Origin of the sequence: Mangrovimonas xylaniphaga, from assembly GCF_001280435.1 — a bacterium.
Classification (GTDB): domain Bacteria; phylum Bacteroidota; class Bacteroidia; order Flavobacteriales; family Flavobacteriaceae; genus Mangrovimonas_A; species Mangrovimonas_A xylaniphaga.
Window position 1 is genome coordinate 528,799 of record NZ_LBIP01000013.1, and the last position, 16,416, is coordinate 545,214.

Below are 16,416 nucleotides of genomic sequence, written 5' to 3' on the forward strand. Positions count from 1 at the left end.
ACAGTGAGAATCATATTCACATTAATAGCCCTCTTTTTAACAGCAAATTTCACAAGGCTAAATGCCCAAAGCAACCAAAAGACAGCGGCTGTTTTTCAAATTGACCAACCAGATTACGAACAGAGTCCTTATACTGGAATGACCAAACAACATTGGAGAGATGCCGCATTATACATTTTGGAAGGCGCCTTTTCATACATCAATTCCTATGAAGACCCGATGAAGTTCCCGAAGTTGCCTGGAAAAAGCTACCCGCATAACGAAGATCAGGTACCAACGGAAAAGCTTGAAGGCTTGTGCCGTACGTTGTTTGTGGCAGCGCCACTTTTAAAGGAAAATCCCTCCTTACAGGTTAACGGCATTGATGTGGCAAAATATTATCGCCTTCAAATTTTAAATTTACTGAATCCTTCTAAAGCCTCCTATATTCCACCTAGAACTCAAGATCAGGGACCTACTCAAATTCTCGTTGAATTTGGAGCACTGGCCATTTCACTTTTTGTAGCACCGGAGGCCATTTGGGAACCACTATCCCAAGAGCAAAAGGACGCCTTAGCCCATACCATGCTGAGCTACGGCAATGGACCAACTGTACCTTCCAATTGGAGGTTTTTCAACATTTTTGTGATGAGTTTTTTCAAAGATCAAGGATACCCCATAAACGAGGAATTATTAACCGAATATTTAAATCTATCCCTAGATCAATACCGTGCAGATGGCTGGTATAATGACGCTCCTGCCTATGATTATTACAGCATGTGGGCATTTCAGCTTTACGGTATTTTATGGTCTGAATTTTACGGACAGAAGTACCTTCCAGAGATTGCTGCAAAGTTCACCAGCAATTTCACAGACATGGTCGACAACTACCCTTATCTGTTTTCAGAAAATGGAGAAATGATCATGTATGGCAGAAGCATCAGCTACCGGTTTGCGTCTATTAGCCCGCTACCCTTTTTCGGAACCTTGGAAAATGAAGACATTAATTATGGTTGGATGCGCAGAATCTCCTCAGGCGTGCTAATGCAGTTTTTGTCCAACCCAGAATTTCTGGAAGACGAAGTTCCTACTCTCGGCTTTTACGGACATTTTGAACCCGCTGTTCAAAATTACAGCTGTCGCGGCAGCGTGTATTGGATGGGCAAAGCCTTTCTTGGGTTGCTCATTCCTGACAACAATCCATTTTGGACTGCCATAGAAAACAACGACCCTTGGAAAACGGATTTCAAAAAAGATACGGTTTACAATAAATTTCAAGAAAAGTCAAACCTCTTAATTACAGATTACCCCAATATTGGCGCTTCGGAAATACGTGCTTGGTGCCACGAAAAAGTAGCGGATGATTGGCAAAAGTTCCGCTCTTCGGAAAATTACAATAAACTGTCCTACAACAGTGCCTTTCCTTGGCAAGCGGATGGACAGAACGGAGAAGTCTCCATGAATTATGCCATCAAAAACAAAAAAAATGAATGGGAGGTATTTAGACTTTACGATTTCAAAAAATTTGAGGACGGTATTTACTATCGAGATGCAGTTTTGGAAACCGATGAAACCGTTACCATGCAATTGGCCGACATTCCTTTACCAAATGGCATACTACGTATAGACCTTAACACAACCAATAAACCATTGGAAATGCGTTTGGGACATTACGCCCTTCCTAAATCGGAACAGGAAATCAAATACTCAAGGAAACGCATTGATAGCCACGACATTTTGATTATGGATAATGGCACCTACCAACTTGCCATGGTCATACTGAGTAGTTGGGACAACTTAGAATTTATTGAAACCACAGGATTGCATCCTGTTTCCAAAGAAAGTAGTGTTTTAAATGCCGTTGCCCAGTACGCTCCAAAAGCAGACAGCATTTTTGCTACTTTGATGTTATGGAAAGCATCGGGAGACTCTTGGAGCAAAGAGGATTTAGTCCCTGTTAAAAATCTAAAACTGAAAAACGGCAATGTCATTGTGAAAATGAAAAATGGCAATACCAAAACCTGTAAATTTTCAGTTTCCCCTAACAGGTCATTTTAAATTTCAAACCAATCATTAACAATCATTGCCTCTCCATTATCTTCACTAAGATGTTTGAATTCATTTTTAGAAGCATCATATTGATAATCCACACCCCATACCTCGTGTTTTTCAGCAACTTCAACAATAGCATTACAAATAAATTCAATTTCATCATTAGTCATTGTTGGGTGTATTGACATACGGACCCATCCCGGACGCTCTAAAAAACATCCTCCAAGAATTTTTTGTTCGATGGACTTAGAGGTCTGTTGATCCACATGTAACAAATAATGCCCATAGGTACCTGCACATGAGCAACCTCCTCTTGTTTGGATTCCAAAACGATCATTCAAAAGTTTCACCACCAAATTATAATGAGCATTATCAATATAAAAAGAAAAAACACCTAGCCTATCTTTATGCTCCCCAGCTAAAATGGTCAGATTATCAATTTTGGACAGTCTATCAAAAACAATATCACAAAGTTCATGCTCCCTCCTCAAAATGTTCTCAACCCCCATCTGTTCTTTCAACTTAATAGACAATCCTATTTTTATAGCTTGTAAAAAACCTGGTGTTCCACCATCCTCTCTTATTTCGATATCATCGATATAATCATGGTCTCCCCATGGATTGGTATAATTCACAGTTCCTCCTCCAGGGTTATCAGGAACCATATTTTTGTACAATTTCTTATGGAAAACCAACACTCCAGAAGTTCCGGGTCCACCCAAAAATTTATGAGGAGAAAATGTTATGGCATCTAAATATGCTTCTTCATCAATAGGATGCATATCTATATCGACATAAGGAGCAGAACATGCAAAATCAACAAAACACAAACCTCCGTTTTGATGCATAATTTTAGCTATTTCATGATAATTGGTCCTAATACCAGTAACATTAGAACAGGCTGTTACCGCTGCTATTTTTATAGGGTCCCCACTATACTCCAATAATAATTTTTGCAAACTATCCAAGCAAGGCATCCCTTGATCATTAGCAGGTATTACTTTTACAATAGCAATGGTTTCCAACCAGGAAGTCTGGTTGGAATGATGCTCCATATGAGTGATGAAAATAATAGGACGTTTTTCTTCTGGTATTTGAGTGTGATTTTTCAAGTTTTCATTAAGCCGAATACCCAAAATACGCTGAAACTTATTGATAGCCCCAGTCATTCCTGTACCTACAGTTATCAATACATCATCGGATGAAGCATTAACATGAGTCTTGATAATATTTCTGGCGTCATGATAAGCATGCGTCATCACACTACCTGTAATTGCCGTTTCTGTATGAGTATTAGCTACGTAAGGTCCTATATCATGTAAAAGCTTTTCTTCAATGGAACGATATAATCTTCCACTAGCTGTCCAATCAGCATAAATAATAGATTGTCGTCCATAAGGAGACTTAAAACTAGTACTCGATCCAATAACATTTTCTCTAAAAGGTTTAAAATAGTCTTCCAACTTGCTTTTTGACAGCCCCTCTTTACCTATTACCGGTTTAAGAAAATTACCTATTGTACCCATATTATTATTTTAAGTAGAATTAGTCCAGATCACAGAAAGCGTCTCGCTTTTTATCGCACAAATACAATTCTTAACAAGACTCTCCATTCTCTAAACGTCTTTTCCAACAAAAAGAGTGACAATTTTAAAAGTTTTATTAATGCTTAAAAGATTAAGAAAAAATTTCCATTAAATCCCCAGAAAACTAGACTATTTTTATTCTTCCTCTTTTATTCAATAAAAAAGAAAATATATTTTTGTTTTGTTATTTTTTTGTTATTTATTGGTACACATGATTTTTTCATTTTAACTAGCCGCATAATCTAACCTTAGAATCATTTTTAGAACATTCAGTAACATTAGTTTGAACAAAATTCTTGATTATACCTTTTGTTTCTGATATTGAACATGAGAATATCTGGCAAAAAAATACAGTACAACAGTCATGAATTCAAAGTCATATTTGAACGTCATTTTCCATCATTGTACTTGTTAGCTTCAAAAATACTTCAAAATGAGCAAAAGGGAAAAGATGTTGCCCAAGAAGCATTTATAAAACTTTGGGAAAAAGATGTGGAAGATTTTACAGACGAAAACTCACTTAAAGCCTACTTGTACGTACTCGTAAAAAATGCCTGCATTAGCATCATCCGAAAAGAAAAAAAAATTACCAATTTAGAATTAGAAAATGGACTTTCCGTTAATAATGAAGCTTTTTTGAACGAAGTTTTAAAAGAGGAAACTTATATTCTTTTACACAAAGCTATTAAAGAGCTTTCTCCTCAAGCAGAACAGGCAGTTAACTTAACTTTAAAGGGCTATAGCAATCAAGATATTGCCGATGAACTTAATGTGACAATCAACACAGTTAAAACTGTTAAAAGAAGAGCATATAAATTACTCAGAAAAAATTTGGGACACCAATTTATTGCATGGTAACTTAACGATTTCATGTGTTTTTTTAGCTTTTTTTTAACAAAACTGTCACTCCTTAGTAAAAATATCGCGTCATATTAGGTAAATAACACCCACTTATACTTATGAAATAATTTTAGGTAATGGATAAAATAATTGAACAAATAGAATTCTCAGAGCTTTTATCTGGAAAAGTATTAGATGCTTTAAGCGAAGAGCAGAAAGAGGTTTTACATGATTGGGAGCAAAAGAAAAACAATAAAGAAATTGCAAACAACATCCTTAATGACAATAATTTTTCGGAATGGCAACAAAAAAAAGATAAATTAGACACTATGGAGGAGTGGGCGTCTTTTTTAGAGCGTATGGAGACCGCATCCGAAAAGCCTAAGAAAGTTTTTAACCTAAAAGCCCAAAAGTGGATCTCTGCTGCAGCTGCTATTTTAGTGGTTGGTATTTCTATATTCACATTATTTACCCCAAATGAAAGTCATTTAAAACCAATTGAAGCTTCTAGTATTGTTCCTGGCACCTCACATGCTGAATTGGTACTATCCACCGGTGAGATCATAGACCTTGAAGATTCTAAGGACAATAAAATTCAAGAAGGAACTATTTCTGTAGAAAATTCCAAAGGAATACTCCATTATAAAAGTGAAGGTGAAGAAAAACAAGTAGAAATTAAAACCAACACCTTAAAAGTTCCAAGAGGTGCGGAATATCAATTAGTACTTCCTGACGGAACTAAAGTTTGGTTAAACTCAGACACACAATTAACCTATACTGTACCATTTACTGGAAATGTTAGACGTGTTGAATTAAAAGGTGAAGCATACTTTGATGTTAGCCCTAACAAAGAATTGCCCTTCATAGTAGCTACAGGCAATCAAGAAGTACAGGTATTGGGTACAGAATTTAATATTTCGGCCTATAGTAACGATAATAGCGTAACGACCACCCTTGTTGAAGGTAAAGTACAGGTTACGAATAAACTTTCAACCGACAAAACAATATTATCTCCAAATGAGCAATCTATTCTTAACAAGGAAGGCAATAATATAAATAAATTGAACGTTGACACCTATCCTTATATTGCTTGGAAAGAAGGCCGATTTGTATTTAACAATGTTAATTTAGAATTATTTCTATCCAAAGTATCCAGATGGTACGATGTTGAAGTGTTTTTTGATGATGAAAGCTTAAAAAACTTAAGCTTTACAGGAGACCTGCCCAGATATAGCGACATGACAAATATCTTAAAAATCATTGAAGCCGAAATGTCTGTAAACATCAAAATTGAAGCCAACAAAAAAATACATGTTTACAAATAAATTTCATTAATTTATTATCATTAAATTACTAAGGTTGTTTTTAATGACCGTTTGCAAGTGCAATTCAACCAACCAACTTTAATAAAATATAAATATGACACAAACGATTCTATCAACTACTCCTTTCCAGTTCACTGAGTCCCAAAAAAACAATAATAAAAGATGAGGATATCCATTATTTTAATTTTCAGTGCTGTTTTTTCCATCAATGCAGCAACCTATTCGCAATCCAAACAAGTCAGCTTAAATTTAAATAATGTCAGTTTTTCAAAATTATTTGAAGAAATTAGAAAACAAACAGACTATAGTTTTTTCTTTAATGATGAAAAAATTAATGAGTTAGATAATATTTCCGTAAATAAAACCAATATTTCTGTAAAAGACCTTTTGGATGAAGTCTTGGTAGGCACCAATTTATCCTACAAATTAGTAGACGGTGTTATTGTTATTGTTGAAAACAACAAGGTTGCTCCTCCTCAAAACGCCATTGAAATAAGTGGAACCGTCATAGATGGAGCAAACAGTATGCCAATACCTGGAGCTAATGTCTTGGTAAAAAATAGCAGACTTGGAGCTGTAACCGATTTTGATGGAAACTTCAAAATAAAAGTTCCTTCTGCTCCAGTAACTTTAGTTTTTTCCTACTTGGGTTATGCCACTAAAGAAATTGAATTCACTGAGTCCAAAGAAAATGTTCTAGTTAAATTAGAACCCGAAATTCTAGACTTAGAAGAAGTTGTTATTACCGGATATCAAGTAATTGACAAAAGAGAATTGACAAGTTCCATCGCCTCAATAGAAGAAGAAGAGTTGAATATTTCTGGTGCCATAAGCGTTGAAAAGATGCTTGAAGGTAAAGCCACAGGACTAAGCGTTAGCAATTTAAGCTCCACTCCCGGTGCCGCAGCTAAAATTAGAATTCGTGGAGGTAGCACATTTACAGGAAACCAAAGTCCTCTTTGGGTAGTAGATGGGGTAATCTATGAAGATCCTGTACCACTTACTGCTGATCAAATTAACAGTTTTGACAACATAAACATTATTGGTAATGCCTTAACAGGAATTAACCCCTCTGATATTGCTAAGTTGGACATATTGAAAGATGCTTCGGCTACGGCAATATATGGTACAAGAGCGGCTAATGGCGTTATTGTAATTACGACAAAAAGAGGAAAACAAGGGACACCTTCCTTGACGTATTCAGGAAACTTCAGTATTGTACAGGCTCCAAGATATTCTGATTTCAACTTAATGAATTCTAGAGAGCGAATTGATGTTTCAAGAGAGATGTACGATAGAAACTTAGGATATTCAACCACCTATGACAATATAGATCGCTTAGGCTACGAAGGGGCCCTAATGAATTTATGGGATGGCACCTACAACTATCAAGAATTCCAAAACCAAGTCAACTATCTAGAAACCTTGAATAGCGATTGGTTTGATGTATTATATAGCAACGCAATCACACAACGACATTCTGTGAGCGCCTCTGGAGGAGGAGAAAACGTTAGATATTACTTTTCTCTAGGATATGATGACCAAGAAGGTGTTGAAAAAAATGTAGACCTGAATAGGATTACAGCCCGTTCAAATCTTGACATAGACTTGAGAGACAATGTAGTTTTAGGATTAAGACTAAGTGGAGCTGTTCAAAAAGCAAAATACAACCATACCTCCATTAATGCTTTTAACGAGGCTTACTACACTAGTAGAACAGTTCCTATCTATGATGAAGATGGAAACTATTTCTACCAAAGCAAACGCATACTTTCTGACACCTATGGTGTAGAATATGCCAACTATAATGTATTATCCGAGATGGATAATTCCGAAAGGAATATTACTAACAAGAACTTAGACATCGTTGCCTCTTTACGTTGGGACATCCTTAAAAATCTTAGATTAAATTCTCAAGTAAGTTATAGAAATACAACAAACCTTACCGAGCAATGGATTACAGAAGACACTTATTATATCGCAGGCTTGAGAACCTATGATGCATTTGAAAATTTAATCGAAGATCGCGTTAACTTATCCTCAACGGTACCATTTGGAGGAGTGTATAGTGGAGGAATGGTTAGTCAGGACAGTTACTCTATTACTAACCAATTAAACTATAATTTCACTATAGCAGACAAACATAGTTTCAACATCAACTTAGGTCAAGAAGCTCGATCTGTTAATTACTGGGGGGCTACAGGCTTTACTGTTCCTGGGTACAACCATTATCAAGGTCGCGGATTCGTCTCCTTACCTAGAGTTAGTGTAACACCTAATGAAGATGGCACCTACTCTATCCTTGATTTTGGTTCCTACGATTATGATGCTATGATAAACTGGTTAACCACTTCTGGGCAATCTGTCTATCCTACGATTACAGATCGTGTCCAAAATAACTTCTCCGTTTTTGGAATTATGAATTACGTATATGACAGACGCTATGTTCTAAATTTCAATGCCCGGAGTGACGGATCCAATACTTTTGGACAATACGAGCGCTACAAGTTCAAGCCTACTTGGTCTGCATCTGGACGTTGGAATATCCATAACGAGAAATTTTTTGAAAACAATTACGGTATAAACGAGTTAGCTTTAAGAGCATCATACGGTGTTCGTGGTACTATGCCCAATGCTACCCCATATCTAATTATTTCGGATTACGGTAAGAACAATGCCATTTATTATCCAGAAAATACAGCTAGCCTTTCTCAGTTCCCAAATGCAAACCTTCGATGGGAAAAAACTACAACCACGAATGTTGGTTTAAACTATAGCTTACTCGAAGGAAAGATTAGTGGAGCCATTGATTATGCATATTCCAAGAGTACCGATTTACTTCAACAACGACCAATATCCTTAGTAAATGGTTCTTCGGTTCAAACTTATAATTCCGGGAGCAAAGATGTTAATAGTTTCGAGTTTGCCATTAGAACTATCAACTTAAGCCTTAAGGATTTATCTTGGAGCACCAATTTTAATTTCTCCTACGATAGAGACAGAGTACTTAGTGGTTTTGAAGAAGGAGCCCAAGCTGGAGGTCTAACAGTAAGAGATTATTTAGCTGGTAATATCTACAGAGCAGGTTTCCCAACAAGTGGATTTTTCTCTTATCAATTTGACGGCTTAAGTGAAGAAGGGCTACCTACCTTCAAACATTTGGTTGAAGAAAATATGACCGCTGAAGAACAATTAGAAGCCGCATTAGTTTATGAAGGAAGTAGAACCCCACAATTTTATGGAGGTTTTGGAACCCAAATTAAAGCAGGAAACTTTACACTTTCTGCCAACTTCACTTATAAATTAGGTTACAAAACTAGGTTGTTAGGTTTGTACAACGGAAATCAAAACATGCCGTTACCTTATGAAAACATGCATGCCGATTTTAATAACAGATGGAGACAACCAGGTGACGAGGCCTTAACCAATATCCCTGCCATTTCAAATCACAATCAAACTTTCACATCCAATTTCACTGCAGACGGGTACGGAACGGTCTATGTTACAAATTACGGAAAAGTTGTTCCAGAAGGCACAAACTCATGGTGGATGTACGACAATAGTGATGCCAGAGTTGTAAGAGCTGACCATATTCGTTTCCAATCCTTGACATTATCATATAATGTCCCAGACAGACTATTTCAAGGCTCTGGAATCAAACACTTAAATTTATCGGTGCAAGGAAGTAATTTATCCTACTTCGCTTTCGACAAAGATTTAAGAGGACAAGATCCTGAGCAGGTATCCGGCATAGGGTTACCTACTTTACCTAACTACAGTTTAAGTTTAAACATGTCATTCTAAACCAAAAGTTATGAAGAAAATAATATTTATACTACCCCTAATTGCAATTTTTGGTTGTAGCGACTTTTTAGATGAACGCGACCAAGATAAGTTAGTCCCTGAAAAAACAGACCATTTTGCAGCATTGCTACTACAAGAATTTAATTCTCAGTACCCTATTTTCGGAACTGTTGACCATATGACAGATAATATCACAGAAAATGCCTCTTCCAGGACTTCCGTTAAAGAGAGTAGAAAAACAACCTATACTTGGCAACGTGAAATTGAAATTGACGAAGAAGGAAATTCTCTAAGTTCCATAAATAACTCTTGGGAACGCATGTATGAAGATATTGCAATCGCAAATTATGTTATTGAACTTATAGACGAAGCCTTAGGAGAGCAAGAAGAAATCGATTTTGTAAAAGGAGAAGCTTATTTTGTAAGAGCCTTGTCTTATTTTAACCTTTTAAACCTTTATGGACAACCCTATGATCCTGCTTCTGCCAATATCGATTTAGGAGTGCCTCTAAGAACTGATATTGGAGTTGAAACAACATACAACAGAAATACAGTTGCCGAATGTTACGCCCAAATTGAAACTGATATTTTAATTGCTAAGGACCTTTTTGACTTAAGCGGTATCACAAAAAATAAATTCCACCCCTCAAGTATTGCATGTAATTTACTAATGTCTAGGGTCAAGCTTTATCAAAAAAAATGGGATGAGGCAATAGAATATTCAAATATGGTAATATCTTCTGGAAGCTTAACTAAAATGACTGCTGCTGCTCCTTTTGTTAGCGAGTCCAACTCAGAGATATTGTACTCATTTTATACAACCGCCCCTGTATCATTTGATCAAACTGGCTATTTAGTTAATCCTAGCTTTTTTGATTTTTTTGAAGACAATGACATCCGCAAGGAGGCTTTCTTTTCATCTGTGGATGATGGCTCTGGAAACCTAAAATATATCCCTGCAAAATATGGCAGCGGGAGCTATACAAGTTTAGGTTTTGCTAATCTAAGAGTTGGAGAAGCTTACTTGAACAGAGCTGAGGCCTATGCTCAAAAAGGATTATCAGAAAGTGCTATTAATGATATTATAGAATTACACAGCAAACGTTATTCTAATACTTCAAACATTCAGTACCCAGATGCTAACGGAACTTTAGATTTTGTATTGAATGAACGACGCAAAGAATTGTGCTTTGAAGACCACCACAGATGGTTTGATTTAAGACGTATGGATAACAGACCCGAAATAAAACATGTCTTCAGTTTAGTTGGTGATGATGGTGTTAAAATTGGTACAGAGACTTTTACGTTACTATCTGACGATTTTAACTATACACTCCCTATTCCTTTAAAAGAAAGACAAAACAATCCATTAATTAGAAATAATGAGCGTTACGAAAAGATTCCTGAAATCAACAATGAAGTTATTGTTGATTAATTGGAATCTAGTTAATCTCTTAAAAATATATTTATGAAAAAAAACAGCATTCTATACCTTCTTTTAGTTGCCTTTATCTCTGTCTCCTGTGATAAAGAAGATAATGTAGAACCCTCATACTTGGATGAAGATCGTGTAGGCTCCCAAATTGATTTATCAGATCCTACCATAAAAAAATGGTATACGGATTTGAATATGGGAGTACTTTATGAGTACGATAGCATCCTGGATTTCGCCTATGTAGCAGGTACCAGCAACCAAGCAACAGCTTGGGAAAGAATTGAAATTCCAGAGATAAGAACTCGTTTTGAAAATGAAGCAGGTGTGATTCCTTCAGATCAAATCTCAGAATATGAAGCCTATAAAAGTTCTGTCACTACATTTTTAGACACCTCCTTATTTAAGTATTTTGAAGCTAGTAAAACTATTGTCAATTACATGCCTTACAAAGTTTTAATAAGTAATTATGTATATAGCCCCAATGGTGTAAGTGGTGAGGCGCGTGATGTGCTTGTTGAATCGGAATCCCGTAAAAACAACAGCACAGAAGGAGATTTAAGAGCCGTATATAACGATCACTCCATTGTCTTTGGTGTCGATCTAGATGAATTCACTTCTGAAAGTACCATAGACACCTATTCTAAAGATGCGTTTTATATTTTTTTAAGCCGCATTATTAGCATGCACAACCTGATTGACATAATACCCGCTGAATTCTTTGACGGCAAAAGTGAATACTATGGTCAGAATATGGAAGCTATCTACAGAGAAGAAACGGAAGTTCCAGACGATAAATTGGTTTTTGTGGTGGATAGAGAATGGTTTTATTCAAAAGGTTTTATAGATGCTAGATATTTCTACAATTCACCTACAGGATTAACAACATTTATCCAAACAGTAGATGAAGATGGTAATAGTTTGTCTGTAATCAATTACATAAGACACCAAAATGCTATCGTTGTTACCTATGATTTTGTTGAAGATAAACTTACAGATGTAAGAAGTTATTTAAGTGAAATGATTCATAGAAATGCGTCGGAAATAGAAGCTTTTCCTGAAAACATTCAAAATAATATGAAACTCTTACTTGATACGTTCACATCTTTAGGCATTGATATCATAAGTGTAAACCCGGACCTAGAAGTACTTAATTAATTTCATGAAGAATTTTAATACATACATTATGAAAAAGAACTTATTAAACATATTGTTTCTGGGAACTATCGGCCTCTTGCTTTTTCAGGCATGTCAAAACGACCCTGAATTTCCAGACCCAGGTTTTGAAATAGAAGACCAACGTGTTGAAGTACGACGCGACACCGCCGACTATTACGATATCAATATTAAAATGAATGTCCCTAATGGGGTTGAAACTATAGACATATTGAATGCCACAGACTATTCCATATTAGATATAGTAGATGGCTACAGTGGTAAAACCAAGTTCGATTTTAATTATCGAGTAGATCTAACTCCTTTTGAAACAGATACTGTATTAAACTATATCATTAAGGTTGTTGACAAAGACCAACGCAGTTTTAACCAAGGTATTCGTATTGATGTTAAAGGCTTTTCTTATCCGGAAATTAAATTGGTAGGAGGTACAAATATTTCTGTCGCTGCTCCAGCTTTTGTCTTAAAAGGCATTGCTACTGCTGGCTTGAACTACATAGAAACCATTACCATAAGTTTTGAGGGTGAAGAGCAATACAGGTTTACAGGAAGCGCTGGTGATCCTGTCCACGAAAAGACAATCAAGGAATTGGTATTTCTAGGTAATTTGGAACCTGGATTGGAATACAATATAGATATTTTTATAGCTGATGACAAAGGACAATCCTCTACAACAACCGTTGTAGTCAAAAAAAACGAATCCATTAAAAAACCATCAAAAATTAATATGCTTGATTCTGGTTTATCAATTGGAGTAGTAAATATAGAGTTGAACTATGATGAGAACGATAATTTAACACAGTTGGATTACAAATTTCCAAGTGGAGCTAATTACCATTCTGAATACCATTACAATGAACTAAATATGGTAGATACATTATTATACCGCTCTTATGCTTCTGATGGTACTTATCCTAGGGACATTTACTACTATTACAATTATGAACCAAGCACAACGAAGTTAACTACAATAGAGAGCCAAGAATTTGAATACGATAATAATGGCAATACAAGTGAAGGTAATATTGATTTAGAACGCAGTGAATTTGTTTACGATGAAACGGGCAAAGTTCTATCCTTTAAGAGATCAAACATTGTAAGCAATATCTATTATAGTGATCCTTTTAACCTGGGTGAAAATATCTATGGTGAATATTGGCAATTGGAATCTTATATGTCAAACTCAAGGGACGCCTATAGACAGCATAGAGAGGACTACGATCCCGTTTTGATTCCTACTTTTACCGAAAGCTTACCACCGTTTATTGCTCCAAGTAGTACAATGCTTCCGTTATTTAATGATTTATTTTGGCATAAATATATGATGACCAAAACCGTAGTTACAGATCCAACAAGTACACAAGGAGCAAATTTAAGGCAACCTGCTTATACTTATGAGGCTGATGCTGATGGAAATATTACAAGTATTGTAAAAACCTATACCAGTGGTGGCTATCAATGGGAAGGAAGAACAGTCACCTATTCATTCTTTTACAATTAAGCACAATACAACAAAGATTAAAGAATAATAAATATTAAAATGAAAGTTAATTTAACAAGTGTAAAACACTTCATAAGCTTTCTAAGCATTTTTATAATTTCTGCCCAAAGCTTTGGGCAGATTTTTTTTATGCCAGAAAGTATTACTTACAAGAAGTTAGACAATGGTTTTTCTTATTATATACTCCCCGATGATGGTGAACGTGGTAAAGTTACCGTCCATTTGGTTTCCACGGTTGGCTCTTTAGTTGAGCGACTTGATGAAAGGGGGGTTGCCCATTTTGTAGAACACATGGTATTTAAGGGCAGTAAAAATTACCCAGGAGAAGAAACCATGCTTACCCTTGACAAAATGGGGTTACGCATAGGTAGAGATTACAACGCAAGTGTTAACAGCACTAAAACAGAATACCACATTAATTTACCTGAAGACAATTGGTCATACCTACAACAAACCTTGCTTCTAATGAAAGATTGGGTAGGCGATTTACAAATGGAAGACACGTCGTTTAAAGTTGAACAAAAAGTTGTTATAGAAGAAATCAAAAAACGAAATTCTTCTGTTTCTCCTTATTTAAACGGAACTATTTTAGAAGGCCATGGTGGTTTGGGTACCGAATCACAAATTAATGGCATTACGGCGAAACAGGTAAAAGATTTTTATGATAAATATTACACCCCTGATCAGTTTGCCCTAGTTATTCAAGGCAAAGTAAACGAGAAAAAAGTGGCTAAATTTATTGATAAAATTTTTAGGACCATTCCAATAAATCACAATACCCTTGAAAGAAGCTATATTGATGTAACTAAAGAAACAACTATTGATTCTAATTATATATCTAGCATAAGAAATAGCAAACCAACTTTGGTAATGGCTTTTAAGACCCCTAGTTATGCTATTGATAGCCATGAAACTTTTAAAAATAATTTTAAACAATATCTATTCTGTAAAATACTAGAAAATAGACTTGCTACTTATCCAAACAAAAGCATTTCTGAAACAAGCATAAACAAAGGAGAAATTCTTCCAGGATCTATGATGTACAATATTAGACTTCAAGGAAGAAATACCACATCATATTCAGCAATGTTAGATAATTTTTGTAAAGCTGTGGCTGAAGCACGAACCCATGGATTTACTCAAGAAGAAATAGATTTTTTTATGAAAGAATTTATTTCAAAGACTAAAAGAGGTCCCAAAGCCAACAAAGTAACTCTTAATGAGGTTGTAAACCATTTTTTAAATGGAGATATACCTCTTAACAATGACCAACAATATGAATTACTTATTGGCTTACATAAAAGTCTAAGACCTAGTGATTTTACTGAAATCCTAAACACATTTACAGCTTACCATAAAACCATTTTATTTGATAGCACCTCCGATTTATACAGTTCAGACTTTACTAAGGCATATATCTTAAATAAGCTGGAGCATATAAATACAGAGTTTACAGTACTTCCAAAATATCAATTTGTGGAGCCTAACAGCAATTTTGTAGTTAAAAACAAATCGAATTTACCGGATATTAGTTTAGAAACACAAATGCCTATAGCCATTGAAAAGAAAACAACACTCGGCACAGATTTATATCTTTTAGAATATAAAAACGGGATTTCTGTGGTGGTAAATAATGCGCCCACCGCAAAACCTAAAATTCGGATAGTATCCAAACATGGTTTGAACGATTTACCCATGGAAGACCAACCTATTTTTAATGTAAGTTTGGATCTTTTTGGTAAATCCTTCGGGGAAAATTCAGAAAAGGAAGCCTCTAGCTTTTTACGTCAATACATGTTTTCAAGTCGAACGGAAATAAGCAAAGACAATTTTGAATTTGAATTAAGAAGTGCCAATCAGTCATTGAATTTTGAAAACTTACTAAAGGCATTTTACCTTGTTGTTGCCAATGAAAATAGCCCCGATACTCAAGAGGTTTTGGAAAAATTAAGATTCAATAAGCAATTAGACAGCTTGAACAATATAGTTTTCAATAAAGCCCTAGTTGAAAGGATGTTTGCATACAATCAACTATTCAAACGTAGTTTTAAGGATTCCTATCTATATATTGGCGGTGACTTACCTGAAAACATAGATACGTTAATTTCCACCTACATTGCAACAGTACCTGTTTTGGAATGGACAGAAAAAATTCCAAAAACAAGCAATACGGGCAAAGTTGTTGCTGCTGAATATGTAGAAGATAGAAAAGTTAAGACGCAAAGCAGAGCTAGCTTTATATTCAAAAAACAATTCAATAAAGACTATACATTTAAATATGCCCTAATTGCAGAAGCCATTGCAGAACATGGCTACCATCAAATTTTTGAAATTCTACGCAAAAAATACGGATTAATCTATACCTTAGGAGTTACTGGCAGCGGCAATAAACCGGCTAAAACATCTTTGGTGAGTCTACGCTATATTTCAGACAATGATAATTTACAGCGAAGTAAGGCTGTTATGATCAATGAAATTTTAATCCCAATGAATCAAGGGAACATTTCCAATGAAAGTATAGAAATAGCCAAGGCAAAGTTAGCCACTAAACTAGATTTATACTTTTATGATGATGAAGTAATCAGTGATATCTATTTAAAAAGAGCTTTAGAATACGGCAAATTATTCACCATAAAAGACTTAAATAAGGCCATTAAAAACATTTCTGATCAAGAACTAAGAAACCATATGACGGAAATTATCCAGGTAAAAAATTTATAG

General features: G+C 35.4%; 9 protein-coding genes. 8 read left to right on the plus strand and 1 reads right to left on the minus strand.

Annotated features, from left to right (window positions below):
* Positions 1-3 precede the first annotated feature (3 nt).
* Positions 4-2,037 carry a DUF2264 domain-containing protein gene (locus tag ZA06_RS02535; protein ID WP_240472189.1) on the plus strand — a complete coding sequence of 678 codons (2,034 nt, stop codon included), beginning with the start codon at positions 4-6 and terminating at the stop codon, positions 2,035-2,037.
* On the opposite strand, the gene ZA06_RS02540 is transcribed toward ZA06_RS02535, so the two are convergent.
* Positions 2,034-3,557: an aminotransferase class V-fold PLP-dependent enzyme gene (locus tag ZA06_RS02540; protein ID WP_082331900.1), complete on the minus strand. Its 1,524-nt coding sequence runs from the start codon at positions 3,555-3,557 to the stop codon at positions 2,034-2,036. The genes ZA06_RS02535 and ZA06_RS02540 overlap by 4 nt on opposite strands.
* A 387-nt stretch (positions 3,558-3,944) precedes the next feature.
* On the opposite strand from ZA06_RS02540, the gene ZA06_RS02545 reads away from it, so the two are divergent.
* From ZA06_RS02545 to ZA06_RS02575, 7 genes are all read left to right on the plus strand, one after another.
* On the plus strand, positions 3,945-4,475 hold the full coding sequence (locus ZA06_RS02545) for an RNA polymerase sigma factor (protein ID WP_053975842.1): 531 nt from the start codon (positions 3,945-3,947) through the stop codon (positions 4,473-4,475).
* Positions 4,476-4,594: 119 nt separating this feature from the next.
* Positions 4,595-5,782 (plus strand): FecR family protein, encoded by a 1,188-nt coding sequence (locus ZA06_RS02550; RefSeq protein ID WP_053975843.1) that lies wholly within the window; start codon positions 4,595-4,597, stop codon positions 5,780-5,782.
* A 162-nt stretch (positions 5,783-5,944) separates the two neighbouring features.
* Positions 5,945-9,586, plus strand: coding sequence for a SusC/RagA family TonB-linked outer membrane protein (locus ZA06_RS02555; RefSeq protein WP_053975844.1), 3,642 nt, complete (start codon positions 5,945-5,947; stop codon positions 9,584-9,586).
* Between the two features lie 10 nt (positions 9,587-9,596).
* Positions 9,597-11,021 (plus strand): RagB/SusD family nutrient uptake outer membrane protein, encoded by a 1,425-nt coding sequence (locus ZA06_RS02560; protein WP_053975845.1) that lies wholly within the window; start codon positions 9,597-9,599, stop codon positions 11,019-11,021.
* 33 nt (positions 11,022-11,054) lie between these two features.
* The gene (locus ZA06_RS02565; protein WP_053975846.1) at positions 11,055-12,176 is read left to right on the plus strand and encodes a hypothetical protein; all 1,122 of its coding nucleotides are present in this window, start codon (positions 11,055-11,057) and stop codon (positions 12,174-12,176) included.
* Between the two features lie 28 nt (positions 12,177-12,204).
* On the plus strand, positions 12,205-13,695 hold the full coding sequence (locus tag ZA06_RS02570; protein ID WP_053975847.1) for a hypothetical protein: 1,491 nt from the start codon (positions 12,205-12,207) through the stop codon (positions 13,693-13,695).
* Positions 13,696-13,734: 39 nt separating this feature from the next.
* Complete coding sequence (locus tag ZA06_RS02575; protein WP_053975848.1) at positions 13,735-16,416, plus strand: insulinase family protein; 2,682 nt, start codon at positions 13,735-13,737, stop codon at positions 16,414-16,416.

Coding starts and splice junctions, on each gene's coding strand:
- ZA06_RS02550 (WP_053975843.1), top strand. CDS start 4,595: ATGGATAAAATAATTGAACAAATAGAATTCTCAGAGCTTTTATCTGGA.
- ZA06_RS02570 (WP_053975847.1), top strand. CDS start 12,205: ATGAAAAAGAACTTATTAAACATATTGTTTCTGGGAACTATCGGCCTC.
- ZA06_RS02565 (WP_053975846.1), top strand. CDS start 11,055: ATGAAAAAAAACAGCATTCTATACCTTCTTTTAGTTGCCTTTATCTCT.
- ZA06_RS02545 (WP_053975842.1), top strand. CDS start 3,945: ATGAGAATATCTGGCAAAAAAATACAGTACAACAGTCATGAATTCAAA.
- ZA06_RS02540 (WP_082331900.1), bottom strand. CDS start 3,557: ATGGGTACAATAGGTAATTTTCTTAAACCGGTAATAGGTAAAGAGGGG.
- ZA06_RS02555 (WP_053975844.1), top strand. CDS start 5,945: ATGAGGATATCCATTATTTTAATTTTCAGTGCTGTTTTTTCCATCAAT.
- ZA06_RS02575 (WP_053975848.1), top strand. CDS start 13,735: ATGAAAGTTAATTTAACAAGTGTAAAACACTTCATAAGCTTTCTAAGC.
- ZA06_RS02560 (WP_053975845.1), top strand. CDS start 9,597: ATGAAGAAAATAATATTTATACTACCCCTAATTGCAATTTTTGGTTGT.